We start from the raw sequence: 21448 nt of genomic DNA, 5'->3' as shown, positions 1-21448 counted from the left end.
TTTACCTCTCCTCTCCCATTTTGACTGCCTGGTGAACACGCAGCCTGCGGATTTGCCACAGCAGCATCGTTGCTCCAATGATCAGCATGACCACGGTCACGCCGTACAGTTGCAACATATCTTTCTCTTCAAATACAATTCGGAACGGAGGTACCTGTGCGGACACATTATCTGTCGTTTGCAGGAAGGGCAGGAACAGACGACTGGATACCTGACCAATGCCAATACCAAGAATGATGGATAGCCCCGCCGTGAACACCTGCTCCAACAGCAGCATACCGCTCAGCTGCGCCCGGGATAACCCCATAGCCCGCAGAACACCGAACTGTACTACACGCCCGGATAGATTGAAGAACCAGTACAGAATGTATCCGATCAGGGAGATGATTACCGACACAAGGAATCCGAGACTCAGTATGCCGAACACCCCGCCTCTAGACGGATGTTTGCCCTGGGATACCAGCTCTGTACGCACATCGCGCACTGACGATAACTCAATGCCTTCTGCTGCAAGCTTCTCCATCAAAGGAGCCACTTTGGCATCCGGCTCCATCTTCAGCCAGACCTCATATGGAATCAGTGGCACCTGATCATAGATGTAATCCAGATTGGCAATGAAAAACGGCATTTGATCCGGGTACTGGGTAGGCCAGTAAGGTATAATGCCAAAGACCACAAATTCAATCGCCTGACCCTGTACACCAATGGAGACGAGGTCTCCGGTTTTGAGCTTGAATTTGTCTGCAAATTTGGAAGAGATCAATACGGCCCCTTCATATTTTCCAAGCAAATCGAGGTACTTGTAAGGATGTGCAGGGAACAGATCGTTGCGGAACCACGCCACTTGGGCAAAATCCACATTGTCGATCCCGACCAGCATTCCCTGTCCACCCGATTTGCCAGAGACAATAATATTGCCTTTCGTTTGCAGTACTCTCGCTGCATGTTCAACACCATTTAGGCTGCGGAACACTTCAAAAGGTGGTTCGGAATAGATCATCTTCGTAGGTTGTGAAGTACCACCGCCCCCACCTGATCCACCTCCTCCGCCGTTACCGCCGCCTCCTGAACCACCGCTACCGTTTCCTCCACCCTGCTGTCCACCGCCTGAACCTCCGTTTTGTCCGGAACCATTTGGCTTAACCTCAGGTGTGCCTTCCCATACCGTTTGCATAATAACATCCGAACCATAGCGGTATAACGTACGCTCGGTCGAGTTCAGGTCAATGGTTCGAGCCGCTGCCGAGTTATACACACCGAGTCCGAGTGTCAATACAAGCAGGATCATTAAAGGATAATAAGAAGACGATGAACGCGAAAGCTGTGTCAGTGTCAGATACAATGGAACCGGGAGAAACTTGCGCCCGATCAGCTGAATCAGCTTCAAAATCCACGGGAATAACCGTAGGAAAAACAGCCCCAGTGCAAAGATCGCGAGTGCAGGTACAAAGAACAGAAATGGCTGCACCTGAAGCTGATCTGTCGTCATTCCGGTCTGGAACGTCAACATTTGCCGTTCATAGAACAAGTAATATCCATATCCCGCGAGTCCCAGCAACGCAATATCCAGGAACCAGCGCTGCCATACCGGTGCACGATCCGTTCGTGCCTGCCGCCGCTTGGCTGATACAATCGTCGCCCGCGCATAGGTTATTGCCGGAATGAGCGAGGCGATGATTGCCACCAACACGGCGATAAGTCCAAGCAGGATCGCTTCTTTTGATATTCCAATTGGAATGGATTTCCGATCCACGAACGAAAGAAATCCGCTGGCTGAACCAATGCTTTTCGCCATAAACCATCCAAGAAACGGTCCGATGACAAGAGCAATCGCTCCCAGGAATATACCTTCAAGCAGATAAAGAGAGAAGATCTGCCGGGCAGAAGCTCCGCGACTGCGCAGAACCGCGATGTCACTTTCCTGCTTCTGTAACGACTGTCTGGCATTCATGGCAATAAAGTAAAAGACCATCGCAATCATCGGTGCTGCCAGTGTGAACAGCATGGTCTGCAATTGCAGACTCTGACTGCGGAATTGTTTCAGCAGATCCCCGAAGGTGATGTCCACTTTCGTATCCTTCAACCGCTGATACAGATCGATATCCAGCCTTTCCAGCACAGAGGTCAGTCCCGAGAGCTGGCTAGTTTGAATCTCTTTCAGATCAAATGCATAATACCAACGTGAATTCTGGAGAGGGATACCTTTTTCCTTCAGCAAAACATTATTAAATACCGATTCATCCACATATAGTCCGTTCATCATACCGTCAAATCCCTGTACCCAATACGGGCTGCTAGGATCATCCGCTTTGAAAGAACCTATAATCTTCACACGCAACGTAATATCGAGGCCGCTGTAAATCGGATATTCCAGAACATCTCCGATATGCAGATCGTTACGATACATGCCCTCTTCCAGCATGACCGCTTCAATAGTATCGTCCTTGACCTGGTTCCCCGGCTTCACTCCGGCTGAATAATTAACCTGTGCATCCAGGCCTGTCATCGTACCCAGACTCATGCTGCGGACCCGGCTGGCATCCACTTTGGTTGGATCTTCCGGGTTCACCTCTGTACTGCGGATGGAACGGGAGTTCACATACGTATGGAAAGGAAAACCGATGTCACGGGGCACATCCTCGCGAATATATCGATCCACCTCTTCCAGACCACGTGTGTCTGTCTTTACACCACCAGGTGCCTGGTAACTCATGAGCAACGAGCCGGCCGGCAGTCCCTCACTGTTATCCTGCAGCGTCTGGGCCACGACCCGCTTCAGCGCACCATCGGCATACATCGGAATACTAACGGTGAACGCGACCGCCACAATCAGTCCGATCAGTGTGCTGAACGTCATCCAGCGAGTGTTCCACATCTTGCGGAACAACAGTCGAAGCAATGGCAGCCCCATTAGCGGCCCACTACTTTCTGTCCAACGGTCAGACCTTTCAGAATCTCCACATCCGTGGATGTCTGCTGCCCGACTTCTACGTCCACTTCACGCTTGCTTCCATCACTCTCCACCACTTGCACATACGTTCTTGAACCGATGGAGCGCAGAGCGGATACAGGAATGACAATCGCGTTCTCCGTACGCTGCGTGACAATCGATACCGTTAGAGGTGTACCGCGTTCAACCCCTTTGGGCATTTTCGCCAGCGAGACGATCACATATTGATCCAGGCTTTCTTTCGCTGGAGGTGTTCCGCCTTCCCCCGAACCTCCGCCGTTACCACTTCCACTTCCCGATGCTTGGGCTACAGGCATCACTTTAACTTTGCCAGCCACTTTGCCTGCGCCATTAATGTCCACATCCGCCTTCATGCCAGCCGAGAACTTTTCCAGATCTTCCTTGGCAAACGTAGCTGCGACAACCAGGTTGGATGTATCTGCGATGGTCGCAATCGGGTCATAAGCTTTGACAGCCGCGCCCTTCTCCACCTGCACAGCAATGATTGTTCCACCGAATGGAGCGGTCAAAGTGGCTTTACCCAACTGATCCTCCAGATCGGCGAGTTCCTGACGAAGTTCTTCAAAGGCAATCGTGGACTCTTCGAATTCCACCGGGTCCATCTCATCCCGTTTGCGAAGCGTTTCCTTCATTTGGACTTCCGATTTGCGAATCTGCAGGTTTTTGGCCCGAATCTCCTTCTCTACACTCTCTACATCAAGAACAGCGAGAAGTTGACCTTTTTTCACTTTATCCCCTGGTTTAACATTCAACTCTTTGATATGCATACCGTCCAGCGTAAAATATACCTTTTCTTCCCGCTGGCTCATCATCTTGCCACTTCCGCTTACTTTCTTCTCCAGCGTCTCTGTCCTAACTTCATATTCCGGCTTCTTGGAGATCGTTGGTGGCGTAATTGGCGGAAGTACTTCTTCCTCTGTTTCAGCCGGCAGCAAAGAGCAGCCGGACATCGTTGCAGCCACTAACGCACTAAGCACAATAAGCGTTGCGCGTTTCCCCCTCTTCGGAGCGGCCCCTTTACTTGATAAATCTGCCGTCCGCCATTTCATAAACATGGTCCGCAACCTCCAAAATCGTAGGATCGTGTGTAGTCATACAGATCGTTACTTGTTCAACTTCAATAATATTGCGAAATACAGCCATAACCTGTGCTCCCATTTTGGAATCGAGTTCAGCTGTCGGCTCATCCGCGAGCAATAATCTCGGTCTGTGGGCTATCGCCTTGGCGATGGCTACCCGCTGCTGCTCTCCCCCGGACATCTCGAATGGACGGTGCTTGACCCGTTTAGTTAGTCCGACCAGATCCAAACAATGACCTACCCGGTCCTTCCATTCCGAACGCGGCACGTCCGCCATGCGCAGCGACAGCTCTACATTTTCCCAGGCAGACAACAAGGGCATCAGCGCATACGCCTGAAAAATAAAACCAATTTCCCTGCGCCGCAAAGCGGTCCTCCGCCGGTCTCCCCAATCCTGAAGAGGTTGGCCGGAGAACAGAATGTCTCCACTGGATGGCTGATCCAGCCCACCCAGCATATTGAGCAGTGTTGTTTTCCCTGAGCCTGACCGCCCTTTCAACATCACCAGCTGTTGCGGGTTCACTTCCATATCGATGCCTTTAAGCACATGAATAATACGGCTTCCCGTCTGGAAACTGCGATGAACATTGCGAACCTCCAGCACAGGCCCGTCATATGGGGGCAACAGATCCTTCTTGGAGGACTTGGACTTCATTTCAGGTTCAGCTGCTGCAACCGCAACCTCCTCCTGGCTTGTTTCACTGGTTATGTCGTGCGGGTCGATGGATATATTCTGCGGTTCACTTATGTATGCCGATTCCTCCTGCCCGACTGGTTCCTGCTGCTCCGTTTGTCCGACTGCACTGTCCTCGCCTGACTGGCTCTTGGCAGGTCTGATTTTGGAAAATAACTTCTTCATGCCAGCAATCACGCTCATCCTTTCTTCATATCCCGTCACTTCATCAAGACACTAAAAATAGAAATCTATTCCATACTACACTGCATTATAAACGACGGATCACAACTAAAAGTTACAAGCTTTTTACAACGTTCCAGTGAAAAAGTTAATATTTTGATGAACAAACGAAAAAAGCACCCCAAAGTGCGGGATGCTTCTTGAATATTCGATGAATTTGCCTCTATGGCGGCAATCATTACAATTTTGATACCGTTCACAAGCAAACTGTTCAATCCGGTATGAATGATATTATTTACCAAATGAAGAAGGATCTTCACGCCAGGATCTGAGCAAGTCAAAATCACTCTCCTGGATTGTCCCCTCAGCTAAAGCCACATCCATCAAAGCGGTGTAATTGGACAGGGTTTGCAGCGGAATTCCCGCTTCTTCAAAAGCTTTAATGCCTTTGTCGAGCTGATAGCTGAAAATCGCCAGTACCGCCAGAGGCGTCGCCCCGGCTACGCGTACCGCTTCAGCGGCTTTGATTGAACTGCCACCTGTCGAGATCAGGTCTTCAATGACAACAACCTTCTGTCCCTCGGTAATCAGACCTTCAATCAGGTTCTCTTTGCCATGTCCTTTGGCTTTATCACGAATGTAAGCCATTGGCAGATTCAGCTTTTGTGCGACCCAGGCAGCATGCGGGATACCTGCGGTTGCAGTACCTGCGATGACTTCTGCGTCGGGGTATTGATCACGAATGATCGCAGCAAAGGCCTCAGCAATGTCATTGCGAATCTCGGGATAAGACATCGTTAGACGGTTATCACAATAGATTGGTGATTTGATGCCGGATGTCCAGGTGAATGGCTGCTGCGGACGCAGCGCCACCGCTTTTATTTTCAACAGTTGGGAAGCAATATGATTAGGAATCTCAGTAAGTTCGATCATGCGTTCAACATCTCCTTCAAAATGGTTTCTGCCGCTTCACGCGGATTGGGAGCGCCCGTAATTGGTCTGCCTACAACAATGTAATGGCTGCCTCTGGCAATAGCTTCACCCGGCGTCAGGACACGAGTCTGGTCTCCGAGGCCACTTCCTGCTGGACGAATACCTGGTGTGACCGTGTGAAAATCACTGCCACAGGCTGCGCGGATCGCAGGTACTTCCAACGGGGAAGCAACGACGCCATCGAGACCTGCTTCACAGGCCAGTACTGCATAACGGACGACTACCGCCTCAACGCTTCCCTGGATGCCGATCTCGGCATTCATCGTTTCCTGGCTGGTACTGGTCAGTTGGGTAACCGCAATAATCTCAGGTCTGCGAAGAGAAGGATCAGCCGCCAGAGCGGCCTCTGCACCTTCACGAGCAGCACGCATCATGCTTGTGCCTCCAGCTGCATGCACATTGAACATATCCACACCCAGACGGGTTATGCTTTCAGCACCCCCACGAACCGTGTTTGGAATATCATGCATCTTCACGTCAAGGAATACCGAGTACCCCTTCGACTTCAGCTCCCGAATGAAGTCCGGGCCAGCGGCGTAAAAGAGCTGCATGCCGACCTTCAGATAACAGGGAATGCCTTCTAAGGCTTGTACCAATTCCTGTGCTTGCTCTGCTCCGGGATAATCGAGTGCCACCATCAGACGGCCAGCCATTTCGTTGAAATTCGGGTGATTCATATTCCAGCGCTCCTTCCAAAAGCTTGATTTTTCCGTTTTTGCCCGATATAAAGGACATCCCGCCAGCCCGAAGGCTGACTGATGTCCTTGATCAGTGACAAATCGTCTTATTTATTGTACAAGAGCTGGCATAGCCTCAGAGGAGAAGTTGATCGTTTGCAGCATGATCAACAGGGCACGGATCGTATCCAGTGAAGTCATACATACAATGCCGTTCTCAACCGCCTCACGACGAATACGGAATCCGTCACGCTGCGGGGTTTTGCCTTTGGTCAGCGTGTTGAACACAAAGTTTGCTTCGCCGCTGCGAATCATATCGAGAATGTTTGGCGAGCCTTCACTTAATTTGTTCACCGTCGTCACCGGAATGTTCGCTGCTTCAAGCGCAGCTGCCGTGCCTCCGGTAGCCATGATTTTATATCCCAGTCTATAGAATCCTTCAAGCAGTGGAACAGCCTCCTCTTTGTCTTTATCTGCTACCGTTACCACGATTGCTCCGGTGGCCGGAATCTTCATGCCTGCACCGATGAGACCTTTGAACAACGCTTTGGCGTAGTTCGGGTCACGACCCATAACCTCACCTGTGGATTTCATCTCAGGTCCAAGCGTTGGTTCCACACGACGCAGCTTCGCGAAGGAGAAGACTGGAACTTTTACGGAAACATGATCCGACTCAGGCCACAGACCATCGACATAACCGAGGTCTTTCAGCTTCACGCCCAGAATGGCTTGTGTTGCCAAGTTCGCCATCGGAATGTTGGTTACTTTGCTCAGGAAAGGAACTGTACGGGATGAACGCGGGTTCACCTCGATGATGTACACTTCACCCTTATGGATAACAAACTGGATGTTAACCAAACCGATCGTTTTCAGTTCTTTTGCAATCTTGATTGTAATCTCTACAATTTTCTCTTTGAGATCCTGGGACAGGTGCTGTGGCGGATAAACCGCGATGGAGTCGCCGGAGTGAACCCCTGCGCGCTCGATATGCTCCATGATCCCCGGAATCAATACCGTTTCACCATCACAGATCGCGTCAACCTCAACCTCTTTACCCATCATGTAACGGTCGATCAGGACCGGATGCTCCGGATTGATTTTAACCGCCTGCTCCATATATGTCAGCAATTCTGCATCGGAGTACACAATCTCCATCGCACGACCGCCGAGTACATAGGAAGGACGAACCAGTACCGGGTAGCCCAGACTTTGAGCCGTTTCAACCGCATCATCTACCGAAATGACTGTTTTTCCTTTTGGTTGTGCAATTTCCAGACGGGAGAGCAAACGCTCAAACTTCTTGCGATCCTCTGCCTCATCAATGTTTTCCAGATCTGTTCCGAGAATCGTTACACCAGCGGCACGCAGTGGTGCTGCCAGGTTGATTGCCGTTTGGCCACCAAACTGTACGATAACACCTACAGGCTGTTCCTGTTCGATTACGTTCATTACATCTTCTAAGAACAGAGGTTCAAAGTACAAGCGATCTGATGTATTAAAGTCCGTAGACACGGTCTCCGGGTTGTTATTGATGATAACTGCTTCATAGCCTGCTTTTTGCAGAGCCCATACTGCGTGTACTGTTGAGTAGTCAAACTCAATCCCTTGACCGATCCGGATTGGACCTGAACCAAGTACGACTACTTTTTTCTTGTCTGAAGGAATGACTTCATTCTCAGTTTCGTAAGTAGAGTAGTAATATGGCGTTGTTGCTTCAAATTCAGCTGCGCATGTATCTACCATTTTGTAAACTGGGCGAAGGTTTTCCTCTTCACGGCGTGCTCTGACTTCAGCTTCTTTCGTCAGCGTACCTCCTGGTTGACCTTCAGCACGCAGCTCAGCAATGGCACGGTCTGTGAAGCCAAGACGCTTCGCTTGATATAAGGTTTCGGAGGACAATTCGGATTCCTCGCGAATGCGATCTTCGAAGCGGATCAGCCCTTCGAGTTTATCCAGGAACCACCAGTCAATCTTGGTCAGATCCTGAAGCTGTTGCAATGTATAACCTCTGCGGAATGCTTCAGCGAGCAGGAAGATACGCTCATCGTCGGCTTTGACCAGACGCTCGTTCAGCGTTTCTTCATCAAGTGTTTCGGCATCTTTCAGATACAGACGGTGTACACCGATTTCCAGGGAACGAACAGCTTTGTGAATCGACTCTTCGAATGTCCGGCCAATCGCCATAACTTCGCCTGTCGCTTTCATCTGTGTACCCAGTTTGCGGTTCGCCGAGATAAACTTGTCGAACGGCCAGCGTGGGATTTTGCTCACGATATAGTCCAGTGTTGGCTCAAAGCATGCATACGTTTGGCCTGTTACCGGGTTCACGATTTCGTCCAGGGTGTAACCCATGGCAATTTTGGCAGCCATCTTGGCAATCGGATAACCCGTTGCTTTGGAAGCTAGTGCCGAAGAGCGGCTTACCCGTGGGTTAACTTCGATAACATAGTATTGGAAGCTGTGTGGATCAAGCGCAAACTGCACGTTACATCCACCTTCAATGTTGAGGGCACGGATGATTTTCAGGGAAGCTGAGCGCAGCATTTGATATTCACGGTCAGACAACGTCTGGCTTGGTGCCACAACGATACTGTCACCTGTATGAACACCTACCGGGTCAAAGTTTTCCATGTTGCAGACTACGATACAGTTATCGTTTTTGTCACGCATAACCTCGTACTCGACTTCTTTCATGCCTGCAATGCTCTTCTCGACCAAACATTGACCGATCGGGCTATAACGAATACCTGCTACGACTGTCTCGCGCAGTTCTTCTTCGTTGGCGCAGATCCCTCCGCCTGTTCCGCCAAGCGTGTAAGCTGGACGGACGATGATTGGATAACCGATCTCATTCGCAAAATCAAGTGATTCCTCAAGTGTTGTTACGATTACACTTTCGGGTACAGGCTGTTCCAGTTCGCGCATCAGATCACGGAACAAATCACGGTCTTCCGCTTTCTCAATGGATGTGAGCTGTGTTCCGAGCAGTTTAACATTCTCACGTTCAAGCACACCGGCACGTGCCAGTTCTACAGCCATGTTCAGACCCGTTTGACCGCCAAGAGTTGGCAGCAAACCGTCTGGACGTTCCTGACGAATGATTTGCGTTACAAAATCCAGTGTAATCGGCTCAATGTATACTTTGTCAGCCATGTTGGTATCCGTCATAATCGTAGCCGGGTTGCTGTTGATGAGTACAACTTCCACGCCTTCTTCTTTCAGTGCCTGGCATGCTTGTGTACCGGCATAGTCGAACTCGGCCGCTTGACCGATGACGATTGGACCTGAACCAATCACCAGGATTTTTTTGAGATCTTTGTTAATCGGCATGTTATTGTGCTCCTTTCACTGCGGCTGCCAGTACGGCTTGACGCGGCTGTTGCGGGTGAGTAATCTTGTGCTCCCGAATCATCTCGATAAAGCGGTCGAACAGATAGCTGTTATCATATGGTCCTGGCGCTGCTTCCGGGTGGTACTGAACGGAAAACGCCGGGAATGTTTTATGTTTCAGACCTTCGATGGTCTTATCGTTATTGTTGATATGTGTCACTTCAAGCTCCGTATTTTTCACGGATTCTTCGTTTACGGTGTAACCGTGGTTCTGGGATGTGATGAAGCAACGTCCGCTCTCCAGTTCTTTAACCGGGTGGTTTCCGCCGCGGTGTCCAAACTTGAGTTTCTCTGTATCCGCCCCTGCCGCAAGTGCGAACAGTTGGTGACCCAGGCAGATTCCGAAGATCGGATATTCGCCGAGCAGTTCACTGATCATTTTAACCGCGTGAGGAACGTCTTTCGGGTCCCCAGGGCCGTTGGACAGCTGAATGCCATCCGGGTTCATGCGGCGGATTTCGTCCGCTGTTACATCATGCGGAACTACAACAACGTCACAGCCCCGTTTGCTGAGTTCACGCAAAATCCCTGTTTTTGCACCGTAGTCAACCAATACAATGCGTTCAGCCGTTCCCGGGCTGTTGTAGACATGTTGAGTAGAAGTCATAGGAACCTGGTTTCGCAGCTCAGCGATGCTGGTGTCTCCCATCATCTCCAGCAACTCTTCCACAGGTTTCGATCCTGTTGTGAGAATTCCTTTCATTGTGCCGTGGTGACGAATCCGGCGAGTCAGCATCCGTGTATCAATCTCGCTGATCCCTACGATGCCATACTCTTTAAGCAAATCATCTACGCTGTATTCCGCACGCCAGTTACTTGGTGTCGGCTCATGACGACGTACCACAAAACCGTGTACGAACGGACGAATCGACTCAAAGTCGTCACGCGTAATGCCGTAGTTACCAATCAGTGGATACGTCATGGTTACAATTTGACCGCAATAAGAAGGATCCGAAAGCACCTCTTGATAGCCTGTAATTCCCGTATTAAAAACGACCTCACCTGTTGTTTCACCTTCAGCACCGAATGCTTTCCCGGTGAACAGTGTGCCGTCTTCCAACAATAATCTTGCCTGTGCCTGCATCCCATTTCACTCCTCTGTGTTTATCAAAGTTGAATACTTTGAGTTGAACATGGGGGACGTTACGTTTGGTGCGGCTCCGTGAGCAGAAAACCCTTTGATCGCTGTTATCCCCGGATTACTTTGATCCCATTCTTCAAATGGAGTAATCCGGTGATAAAGGCGAACGCTTTGCTTCTTCGGGTTCTTTCTGCCCACTCCGCAGTTACGTTGGTGTCCATGTTCAAAAGCATTATTCAACTTTTCTTTGTTTCGTATATTGGACTCTCGGCATTGGTCTGCCTCGAGTTAGTTGTAAAGATGTTATTGAATTAAAGAGTTAATGATTCATTTGTGTAGCGATTTACTGTTGTACCGTGTTGTTCCACACGCTTTTGCCGTCCACCCATGTCTGTACCGGCCATCCTTTTAGCTTCCAGCCTGTGAAAGGAGTGTTTCTTCCTTTGGTAGCAAAAGCTGCTGGATCAACCGCTTGTTCCTGATTCAGGTCAATCATGGTGATGTCTGCAGGTGCTCCCTCTTCCAGCTTGCCAGTGTCCAGTCGGAATACCCGTGCCGGATCAGCTGTCATGCGTTTGACAAGGAAATCCAGGCTCCAAAGCCCTGTTTCCACAAACTTCGTGTACAGCAGCGGAAAGGCTGTTTCGAATCCGACGATGCCGAATGGTGCCAGCTCCATACCTTTTGCTTTCTCTTCTTCGCTATGCGGCGCGTGATCGGTAACGATCATGTCCAGTGTTCCGTCCAGCAAACCTTCGATACAAGCTTGCACATCGCGTGGTGAGCGAAGAGGTGGGTTCATCTTCCAGTTGGCATCCATGCCCGGGATATCTTCATCCGACAGTACCAGATGGTGAGGACATACCTCAGCAGTTACTTTAATGCCGATGGACTTCGCCAGGCGAATCAGGCGAACCGATTGCTCCGTACTTACGTGGCAGACGTGGTAGTGAACTCCCGTTGCTTCTGCAAGCAGGATATCACGGCCTACGTGGATGGCCTCGGATTCATTCGGGATACCTTTGATACCGTGACGCTTCGAAAACTCGCCTTCCGTCACATATCCGCCGACTACCAATGAGTCGTCTTCGCAGTGAGCGATAACTGGCATATCCATGCTTGCTGCCAGGCTCATGGCGTCTTTCATCATTTGAGCGTTTTGTACACCCACACCATCATCCGTGAATCCAATCGCACCCGCTTCTTTCAATGCAGCGAAATCCGTAAGCTCACGTCCAAGCTCGTTCTTCGTAATGGCTGCATAAGGCAGCACTTTAACCAGGTCTGCTTCTTTGGCTTTATCCAAAACCAACTTAACGACATCCGCATTGTCGGTTACCGGTCTTGTGTTCGGCATGCAAGCAATCGTTGTAAAACCGCCTTGCGCTGCCGAACGGGCACCTGTCTCGATCGTCTCTTTATGCTCGAATCCAGGTTCACGCAGATGCACGTGCATATCAATCAGGCCGGGAATGACCAGTTTGCCTGAAGCGTCGGTTACGCTATGCGCTGATTGCTCTGCTTTCAGTACCGCTTCGTCTTCCACTCCAGCGATCTTTTGAATTTTTCCTTCATCTATAATGATCGTTTTCCGTTCAAGTTCCCCTTGTTGATTCAAGATGTTCGCGTTCTTTATAATCTGTAGCATAATTGCCCTCCGCTTCGGTTCTGTCCGACTTGCCAGACAAGCCGGATGATTTTCTTTATCGTGTATCCTCACATTGCTCTATAAGAACTTCCATCCCGTCAGCCAATGACCTACAGCCAGACCCTGTTACAGTTTCATCGCGCGTTCCATGACCGCCATGCGGATCGGAACACCGTTTGCCATCTGCGGGAAGATCCGCGATGCTGCGCTCTCTACTACCGCGTCATCTACCTCGACATTGCGGTTTACAGGAGCAGGGTGCATGATAATTGTGCTTGGTTTCAGGCGTGACGCCCGTTCTTCCGTCAATCCGTAGTGTTCGCGATAATCTTCAGCCGAAGTAATCAGGCCATGTTTATGACGTTCCAGTTGAACACGGAGCATCATGACTACATCCGCATCGAGTGCTTCTTCCAGACCCACATAAGGCGCGTGTTCTGCGAGCTCCGGTGCTTGCATCGTTTGTGGTGCGCAGAAGCGCACATCCGCACCAAACTTTTGAAGTGCCCACAGATTGGAGCGAGCTACCCTGCTGTGCAGGATGTCTCCGATGATTGACACACGCAAACCTTTCAGCTCACCGAATGCCTTCCGCATCGTGTAGAGATCCAGCAGCGCCTGTGTTGGGTGCTCGTTATTCCCGTCTCCTGCGTTCACCAGTGGAACATTCACTTTCTGAGCCAATTGTTGCAAAACACCCGAAGGTTTCAACCGAATTACCCCTGCGTCAATGCCCATGGACTCCAGTGTTCGTACCGTATCATAGATGGATTCACCTTTCTCCACGCTTGATGCAGCCGCCGTGAAGTTCAGCACTTGTGCACCCAGACGTTTCTCTGCCATCTCAAATGAGAAGCGAGTGCGCGTACTGTTCTCGAAAAACATGTTGGCTACGAAGTGCGATTCCAGTACAGGAACCAGTTTCTCCTTCTGCGCTTCCCAGTGTGCTGCTCTGTTCAGAATGGATTCAATCTCATCACGACTAAGTTCCTTAAGGCCAAGCAAGCTCCGGTCCTTCAATGCTGGTTGTGTAATCATCATGCCTGCTCCCCCCGGTTCTGAATGATCTTGACCTCGTCCTGTCCGTCCGTTTCCATGAGTGCAACCTCGATCTCCTCTGATTTGGAAGTCGGCACATTCTTGCCGATAAAATCAGGTCGAATCGGAAGTTCTCGGTGTCCGCGATCTGCGAGAACCGCCAACTGAATGTTCTGTGGTCTTCCACAGTCCATTAGGGCATCCATCGCAGCGCGAATCGTCCGTCCCGTATAGAGCACATCATCGAACAAAATCACTTTTTTGTTATGAATCGAAAGTGATTCAGGTGTCATCGTCAACAGTTCCTTGCGATTCGCTTTATTCTCGTCCAAGCGATCATCGCGATAAGGGGTCACATCGAGCTCTCCCCAAGGGATCGGTGTACCTTCGATTTCTTCAATCTTAGCGGCGATCCGTTCTGCGAGGTATACACCCCGTGTTCGAATACCGATCAGTACACAACCCTCAATGCCTTTGTTTTTTTCCAAAATCTCATGGGCAATCCGTGTTAATGCGCGGCGGATCGCGGTTTCATCCATAATGACATGTGTCTCTGTGCTCATGCGTTCAGCCTCCTCAGGATTTACCTTTCAGATCATGGCCCCGTGACGAGGAGAACAAAAAAGACTCCTTGCCGTGTTTATTGGCAAGGAGTCTCCGAACTTCAGACCGCTCTGAAGAAAGTTTACTCTCGGGATGCATCGCTTCATTTGCCGCAGCAAAAAAACGATGTATCGTTCACGTTACCTTGCCAGTCTCACGGGACTGATTTAAAGGTGCTATTCATGTCGTTCATATTGCAGGACCTCACAGGGTTCTGTACTCAATATGTCCGTTTGTCTTCATGAATTATGACAGAAAGACAACCCCCTGTCAACACCTCAACATCACAGGCGAAATTCCTCTACTGTATTCTCTTTAGAATCAGCAGTTCGGCTGAAAAACATCCAAACACATCACATTTCATTCGTTACTCATAATTATACAATAATTCTGCATATTTATCCATAGGTAATTGCGGAGAACCTTACGCCAAAATAATCCTCTGACTATATTCAATGTTGAGACAGAACCCTTCCCTTTGGTACATACAGTGAGTTTCACCTTAACTGCCTTCAGTTTTGATGGCATTTTTAATATGAAAGATATCTTCTAATTTTAGAGTTCAACGTCCAGAAACACGGAATAACGAAGGCACTGCATTAGTACACAGTGAAATGGGTAAAGTTTATAAACATGAAACAATTCATGGATGCTGCAATAAAGCCGATATACATAAGGATTTACAAATATGCGACATAGAAATAAGAAAAGACCTACATTTATTTACATTTAGGAGGAAGTTATGCGTCACATTTGGCATGTTTACAAAACAGACTGGTTGCATATTTTGAAGGTTCCCACAGGTATATTTCTAATTGTGGCTATTATTTTACTGCCCGGGGTGTATGACTGGGTCAACGTGAAATCCGTATGGGACCCGTACAGTAACACCCAGGGGATCAAAATTGCGGTGACAACCGAGGATAAGGGTGCAACTGTTGCAGGAACTAACGTTAATATCGGAGACGAACTGGTATCCAGCCTGAAACAGAACGAAAAGCTGGGCTGGACTTTTGTAGACCAAGCTGAGGCTGATCGGGGTGTGCAAACAGGAGAGTATTACGCAAGTCTGCTCATTCCTGGGGACTTTTCATCCAAAATTACAGGTATCGTTGACGGAAAGCTGGAGCGCCCAGAGGTAATCTATACCGTTAATGAGAAGGTTAATGCCATTGCTCCAAAAATCACAGGCTCTGGTGTATCTGCGATAACAACACAAATCAATGAAAATTTCACTGAAGCCGTCAGCGAAGCTGTTCTAACCAAGTTGAAGGAAGCCGGAGTTGAAATCAATGCCCAGCTTCCAACCTTGCGCAAGATGGAGAATGGCATTTTCACGCTGGAGAAAAATCTTCCGGCCATACAAGCCGCAGGTCAAAAGGTACTGGAAGTGGAAAAAGCCATGCCTGGTATTGTAAAAGATGCTCAAAAGATCGTTGAAATCGAAAAAAAACTGCCCGAAATCAATGAAGCCGCACAGTATGTGCTCAAAGTGCAGGAGTATTGGCCACAAATTAATGATGCGGCTTCCGAAGTGTTGGCTATTCAGGGGCGGATTCCCGATATTCAAAAAGCCGTAGAACGTATTCAAGAAGTGGATGCAAACTTTGGTCAGGTATCAGGTGTCATCCAAACGGCCCTGGATAAAACCGACAAAGCTCTGTCTATCGTAACGGCCGCAGAGCAAGATCTGGACAAAGTATCACAAATCGCTGGTAACGGGATTGAGCTGGCCGAAGGCTTGAATCAGTTTGTGGATTCCAGTGAAGAAGCGTTTCATGCTATAGGACCGGCGATCTGGCAAAACCTGCTGCTGGTGCAACAAATCGCAAACGCAGCGTCAGACGTATTTGGGCAATTGCAAAATACGGACCTTAATCATCTGCCGACAGCAGAAGATCTGGACCGGATCGCTGCCCGCTTAGGGATTGCGGTAAAACTCGTCGACAGTATGGCAGAACTACTGGGCAAAATCGACAACTTGCTTCCAAGCCATCCACTTGCCGATAAAATTACGCAACTGAACACCATTTCAGATAAACTTCAGTTGCAAATCCGTCTGGCTGGGATTATCAGTGATGCTCTGCGTCGCAATACAACTCCGCCCGCAGACGTCATCGCCCAGTTAAATGCTCTCTCCAAGGACGTTAGCAGCGGCATTGGCAATATCATGAACACCTACGAGAGCGAAATATCGCCTGCACTTGCGGCTGGGGCGGATAAGCTCAGGTCTATCCTCTCCGCTTCAGCAGATACTCTACAGGGAGCAAGGGATCGAATTCCGGATATTGCAGACATTCTTGCATCAGCCAAAGAAGGGATTACATTTGGGCAGACCGAGTTGAAGAAAATTCAGAGCGAATTGCCTCAAATACAATCTAAGATCCATGAGATATCGGAGACACTCGCGAACAAAAGTGAAGGCTTTATCCAAGCGTTGAACACAGTGTCTTCATTAATTCGTAACGATCTGCCCAAGCTGGGGACCAAGCTGAACGAAGCGGCTGATTTTGTTCGAAACGATCTGCCTAATGCCGAGAAACAGATAGGCAAGGCATCCGATTTTGTGCAGAACCAGTTACCGGAGGTCGAAAAAGGAGTTCATCGTGTTGCCACGCTTGTGCGTGATGATCTGCCAGCTTTGGAAAGTGCCATCAGCAAGGCAGCAGACAAACTTAGGGAAGTCGAAGGCAATAACCAGTTTGCCGAGCTCGCCAAGCTTTTGCGCGGCGATATCGAAGAAGAAAGTGCTTTCCTTGCAAGTCCGGTGCAAATCAAAGAACAACAGCTTTACCCGATTCCCAATTATGGATCGGCCATGTCACCATTTTATGGCGTGCTGTCCTTGTGGGTAGGCTCAACGCTGCTGATTTCCCTGCTTCGTGCCGAAGCTGAGAATCCAGAGGGCAAGTTCCGGGGATACGAGTTGTATCTTGGGCGTCTCGCTACTTTTCTAACCATTGGGTTGCTTCAAGCAGTCTGTGTCAGCCTGGGAGACATCCTGATTCTCGGAACCTATGTCGCAGATAAACTGTGGTTTATCCTGTTTGCCATGCTGGTGAGTGCCGTATTTGTAACTATAACGTACACCCTGCTGTCCGTTTTTGGGAATATCGGAAAAGGGATCGCGATCATCTTCATGGTGTTCCAGTTCTCCAGCTCCGGCGGTACGTTCCCGATCAGCATGACATCGCCCTTTTTCCAGGCATTGAATCCGTTCATGCCCTTCACGTATGCGATCAGCCTGCTGCGTGAGTCGGTCGGCGGCATCTTGTGGTCGACTGCCATCAAGGATATTCTGTGGTTGTGCATGTTCATCGCGCTGAGTCTCATCGTGGCTCTTGCTTTAAAACGTCCACTCAGCAGCCTCACCAAACGTTCAGCCGAGAATGCCAAGAAGACCAAAATTATTGCTTAAATCGAATGAGCGACCCTCTGTGTCATGAACGCAGAGGGTCTTTTGTTTAAACCAATCTGCATAGCTAAACAAGACAAGGCCAATGGACTGTAAATCCAATGGCCTTGTCTCATTATATAGGATATCTGATTATTTCACTGTACGTTCCTGTTCCAACTGATCATAGGACTGCTTAATGGTTGTTAATGTTTCTACATGACGATAGATGTTGTTCCCTGCGGTAACGAGAATACATAGCATGATCAAGCCTATTAGCACTTTTTTACCCAGCCCCGGACGAAGACCGATGACGAAGCCCCCACTGAGGAGGAAGAACGCAAACAGATAGTGTCCTGCGTAAAGGTACATATCGTATTGAAATACCGCCAGCCCGAAACCAACAACGATATGAAGTAAAAATGCAAACAGAATGTATGGCACAAGAGTCCAAATTTCCCGTTCACGGATGCCCTTGATAAATCCAGTGAGCGCCAGCAGCAGGATAAAAATACCCGTGAGCTGAATATAGATTGGATTGGATCGGGACAGATCCGTTACAAACGCGACCATGCCCGGGTCCAGCAAATGCACTTTCGGTGACAGCATCGGATTAATCGTTAGCAAGCTTAAAGCCTTCCAATGAACTGCGAACTGGAATGGAGTGGCATAGCTTGTGCCCCCATTTTGAATACCAAGCAACCAATTGCTGACCCAACTGCGACCGCCAAACGCGATGTACTGTATCACTGTCAATACTACGATGAAGGCAACGGCCAGTGCCATAATCCCGATATACTTTTTCCAACCAGACTTGTTACGCCACGTACGCAAATTAAAAAACATGGCGGCTGCAAGCGGTACAATGTTGGTCGACGTCAGTCCGAAGTTGATGGATGCCAGCAACGCATTTGGGATGTAACGGACATCTTCTCGTTCACGGGTATATTGCATATACAGCACAGAGAACAGGATAACAAACTGCACATACGGATACGAGTCCGGAACCAACGCAGTGAACATCAGATAGGAGCTAAAACCGAACAATAAAGCGAAAAGTAACGGCGTGGTGATTTGTTTATCTTTTTGATTCAAAAACAGAAATACCAGCACAACCGAACCCGCATTCACAAGTGACTGCAGGACAAGAAAGAACCAATTCCCGCCCAACAGTTGAGCCCCTGCTTCAAGCGTAACCGCCAGGAATGAAATTAACGGATGAATAACCGAAGAACTGTTATCTCCATAATACATGGAAGGATCGAAGTTAAATAAATTAAGTGGAAAATGCGTCGTACTAAATGGCGTGTATGACCCTAGAAGCTCTGCGTGATTCGCTATGTACGTCACGTAAGGTCCATTCATGAGAGCGTAAAAAAGAGCAAAACCCGCAAACAGACCAAATGCCGTCCAATTGGTTCTGCGATTATAAAATATGTAGTCCAAAAATTTCATGCGTTCACATCCAGTTTTAATTAATCTAGAAAACCAATAAACACAACCCGCCCATAATACAAGCGACACCGATCCAGCGCAAAGGACCCACTGTTTCCTTAAAGGCAAACCGCGCTATAATGAGCGTCCACACATACGTTAACGCATTGGCAGGCAGTACAACCGTTAAGGGAAGAAATTTCAACAATACAATGTTCAGCAGCGCACCTGTACCGTAGAATCCAAGCCCCATTAGAACATGAAGCTTTTTGCGGCTGGTGGCGTAGGCTTTCAAACCCGCTCCCCCCATTGCTCCACACAGGGTCATTGCGATGAGTACAGCAATCATCCAGCTATCGATCAACACTGGTCAACGTCACCCCGATTCCAAGCAGCACAACAGCGGCCAGCTTCTGCACCGTAATTTCTTCTCCTAGCAAAAAGTATCCATAGATCAGCGCAAACACATAGCTGGCACACATCAAAGGATAGGCTACAGACAGCTTTTCCAAAGCAAAAGCCTTAATCATCAAAATCGCACCCAGTCCATAACAGAGAAAGCCGATGACCAGATAGATCCACTCGGTTAAGCCCCACTTCCAGAACAGTTGGCCCGTCGCTGTAAGAAAAGCGGAGACCAGCATCAATAGCTTGCCTGTATGGCGCCCTTTTATCTCCCCCACGACAGTGCCTCCATCTCTGGTACGCGCTTGTTAATAAAGTATCGCTGACTCACCAACTGCATCACTGGAAGATCGGATAAGGAGTCGGAGTAGGAGCAGGATTGATCATAATCAATCACCATTTTTTTCTCATCCAGATAGGCCTGAATTCGGCGAACCTTCTCATCCCCTTTGCAATTGCTGCCTTCGATCCTACAGGTATAGCCATTCGAGTGACGAACCAGATCTGTACCGATGACATGATCCACCCAGGGAAAGTTTTTAAAATATTTCATATAGGCATGCGGAGATGCGGTTACCAGCAATACATGATAGCCTGCTTCCTTACGGTGCTGCATCTCTACACTTGCCTCCGCAAAAATGGCAGTACGCAATCGTGTATCAAAAAAATGCTCCAGATCTTTTTCGGACATGCGCTCAATGCTCTTGAAATAGGAACGTTTGACACGTTCAACGGTCATCAGACCTGCCTTGAACAGCACGGTATGATATGCAATTACAGGCAATCTCCATACGTGCCATGGATAACGCCGAACACCGTAATGTACAAACTGAAACATGGAATCTCTGCGTATAATCGTTTTATCAATATCAAAGATGGCAACTTTCGTGCTTTTCACCCTGATCCCCCTCTACCTTCCAGACTCTAACTTTTATTCAAAAATAGCAAAAATCGAAATAACACTGATGACATACAAAATGACCGTGATCAAGATAGGCTTGTCCTCAAACAGAACTCGATCAGGCGAACCACCTTGGTTCTTCATATGAATCAGATACAGATAACGGAACATGCCGTATATGACCAACGGAATCGTCCACATTAAATGAATGGTGCGATCGGATGTGAACGTAAATAACGAATAGCTGATAATGGTCGCCGTTGTGACAATGGTATTGAACTGATCCAATAACGTAATCGAATAGTTATTCAATACTTTACGGTGTGAACCGGTATTTCCCTCAAGCAGGGTAAGTTCATTCCTCCGTTTGCCGATAGCCAGGAACAGGGACAACAGCATCGTACAAATGAGGAACCACGGCGTAAAGGGTACATGGATCAGCACACCTCCTGCAATCGCACGAAGCACAAATCCAGCCGCAATGGTCATCATATCCAAAATAACGAGATGTTTCAGTACAAATGAGTACGACACATTCAAAAGGAAATAAACAATACATAACACTCCGAATAACGGGTTCATCACAAAGGCTGTCCCGACGGAAAGAATTAACAGCAGAATTCCGAACAGCAAGGCGTGAGCCGGATTGACCTGTCCAGAAGCAAGGGGACGGAACATCTTCACCGGATGCTGACGATCTCTGTCGCGATCTACATAATCGTTTAAAATATAAACGCAGCCTGCAACGAGGCTAAATAAAATAAAACCTAGCAAAGTCGATAGAATGGTCTCCGTCCGAATTTCCTCAAAAGAAAAAAGCAGTGCGGCAAACAATAGCAAATTTTTAGTCCATTGTTTGGGCCTCAATAGTTTGAGCAATCCTGAAACGGTATTGCCTGTCCCTGCAGCAGGTGTGGACACGGTATTGGTACGTGATGATAACAATTTCCATAACTCCCTTCAAAAGCAACTTCTGAC

At 48.7% G+C, this 21448-nt stretch carries 16 protein-coding genes; 1 reads left to right on the top strand and 15 read right to left on the bottom strand.

Annotated elements, in window-relative coordinates:
* Position 1 precedes the first annotated feature (1 nt).
* The 10 genes from ACFVQB_RS22120 to pyrR form a co-directional block, all read right to left on the bottom strand.
* Entirely contained in the window at positions 2 to 2911 is a 2910-nt protein-coding gene (locus ACFVQB_RS22120) for an ABC transporter permease (RefSeq protein ID WP_379443948.1), read from the bottom strand.
* Positions 2911 to 4026 carry an efflux RND transporter periplasmic adaptor subunit gene (locus ACFVQB_RS22115; RefSeq protein WP_379443944.1) on the bottom strand — a complete coding sequence of 372 codons (1116 nt, stop codon included), beginning with the start codon at positions 4024 to 4026 and terminating at the stop codon, positions 2911 to 2913. Before ACFVQB_RS22115 ends, ACFVQB_RS22120 begins: the two co-directional genes overlap by 1 nt.
* The gene (locus ACFVQB_RS22110) at positions 3989 to 4705 is read right to left on the bottom strand and encodes an ABC transporter ATP-binding protein (RefSeq protein WP_379444475.1); all 717 of its coding nucleotides are present in this window, start codon (positions 4703 to 4705) and stop codon (positions 3989 to 3991) included. The genes ACFVQB_RS22115 and ACFVQB_RS22110 overlap by 38 nt, the downstream gene beginning before the upstream one ends.
* 492 nt (positions 4706 to 5197) lie before the next feature.
* Positions 5198 to 5839 (bottom strand): orotate phosphoribosyltransferase, encoded by a 642-nt coding sequence (pyrE, locus tag ACFVQB_RS22105; protein WP_379443941.1) that lies wholly within the window; start codon positions 5837 to 5839, stop codon positions 5198 to 5200.
* Positions 5836 to 6576: an orotidine-5'-phosphate decarboxylase gene (gene pyrF, locus ACFVQB_RS22100; protein ID WP_379443937.1), complete on the bottom strand. Its 741-nt coding sequence runs from the start codon at positions 6574 to 6576 to the stop codon at positions 5836 to 5838. The genes pyrE and pyrF overlap by 4 nt, the downstream gene beginning before the upstream one ends.
* 111 nt (positions 6577 to 6687) lie before the next feature.
* Positions 6688 to 9906 (bottom strand): carbamoyl-phosphate synthase large subunit, encoded by a 3219-nt coding sequence (gene carB / locus ACFVQB_RS22095; protein ID WP_379443933.1) that lies wholly within the window; start codon positions 9904 to 9906, stop codon positions 6688 to 6690.
* A gap of 1 nt (position 9907) precedes the next feature.
* On the bottom strand, positions 9908 to 11050 hold the full coding sequence (gene carA / locus ACFVQB_RS22090) for a glutamine-hydrolyzing carbamoyl-phosphate synthase small subunit (RefSeq protein ID WP_379443929.1): 1143 nt from the start codon (positions 11048 to 11050) through the stop codon (positions 9908 to 9910).
* A 340-nt stretch (positions 11051 to 11390) separates the two neighbouring features.
* Positions 11391 to 12695 carry a dihydroorotase gene (locus ACFVQB_RS22085; protein ID WP_379443926.1) on the bottom strand — a complete coding sequence of 435 codons (1305 nt, stop codon included), beginning with the start codon at positions 12693 to 12695 and terminating at the stop codon, positions 11391 to 11393.
* 126 nt (positions 12696 to 12821) lie between these two features.
* Positions 12822 to 13733, bottom strand: a complete 912-nt coding sequence (locus ACFVQB_RS22080) for an aspartate carbamoyltransferase catalytic subunit (RefSeq protein ID WP_094939311.1) — start codon at positions 13731 to 13733, stop codon at positions 12822 to 12824.
* A complete protein-coding gene (pyrR, locus tag ACFVQB_RS22075; RefSeq protein ID WP_090901445.1) occupies positions 13733 to 14296 on the bottom strand; it encodes a bifunctional pyr operon transcriptional regulator/uracil phosphoribosyltransferase PyrR in 564 nt (187 codons plus the stop codon). The genes ACFVQB_RS22080 and pyrR overlap by 1 nt, the downstream gene beginning before the upstream one ends.
* 782 nt (positions 14297 to 15078) lie before the next feature.
* Here pyrR and ACFVQB_RS22070 point away from each other — a divergent pair.
* Positions 15079 to 17754: a YhgE/Pip family protein gene (locus ACFVQB_RS22070; protein WP_379443924.1), complete on the top strand. Its 2676-nt coding sequence runs from the start codon at positions 15079 to 15081 to the stop codon at positions 17752 to 17754.
* Between the two features lie 129 nt (positions 17755 to 17883).
* On the opposite strand, the gene ACFVQB_RS22065 is transcribed toward ACFVQB_RS22070, so the two are convergent.
* The 5 genes from ACFVQB_RS22065 to ACFVQB_RS22045 are packed head-to-tail and all read right to left on the bottom strand — an operon-like array spanning position 17884 to position 21415.
* Positions 17884 to 19185 carry a DUF6080 domain-containing protein gene (locus tag ACFVQB_RS22065; RefSeq protein ID WP_379443922.1) on the bottom strand — a complete coding sequence of 434 codons (1302 nt, stop codon included), beginning with the start codon at positions 19183 to 19185 and terminating at the stop codon, positions 17884 to 17886.
* Positions 19186 to 19210: 25 nt separating this feature from the next.
* A complete protein-coding gene (locus ACFVQB_RS22060) occupies positions 19211 to 19531 on the bottom strand; it encodes an EamA family transporter (RefSeq protein ID WP_256716754.1) in 321 nt (106 codons plus the stop codon).
* Positions 19518 to 19808, bottom strand: coding sequence for an EamA family transporter (locus ACFVQB_RS22055; RefSeq protein WP_379444472.1), 291 nt, complete (start codon positions 19806 to 19808; stop codon positions 19518 to 19520). Before ACFVQB_RS22055 ends, ACFVQB_RS22060 begins: the two co-directional genes overlap by 14 nt.
* A gap of 26 nt (positions 19809 to 19834) precedes the next feature.
* Entirely contained in the window at positions 19835 to 20467 is a 633-nt protein-coding gene (locus ACFVQB_RS22050; protein ID WP_379443919.1) for an HAD family hydrolase, read from the bottom strand.
* A gap of 33 nt (positions 20468 to 20500) precedes the next feature.
* Entirely contained in the window at positions 20501 to 21415 is a 915-nt protein-coding gene (locus ACFVQB_RS22045; protein WP_379443917.1) for a decaprenyl-phosphate phosphoribosyltransferase, read from the bottom strand.
* Positions 21416 to 21448 lie beyond the last annotated feature (33 nt).

The organism is Paenibacillus sp. NPDC057886, assembly GCF_042796655.1.
Classification (GTDB): Bacteria; Bacillota; Bacilli; order Paenibacillales; family Paenibacillaceae; genus Paenibacillus.
Note: the sequence above shows the minus strand (reverse complement) of the source record. Positions and strands in the feature narration are given on the sequence as shown.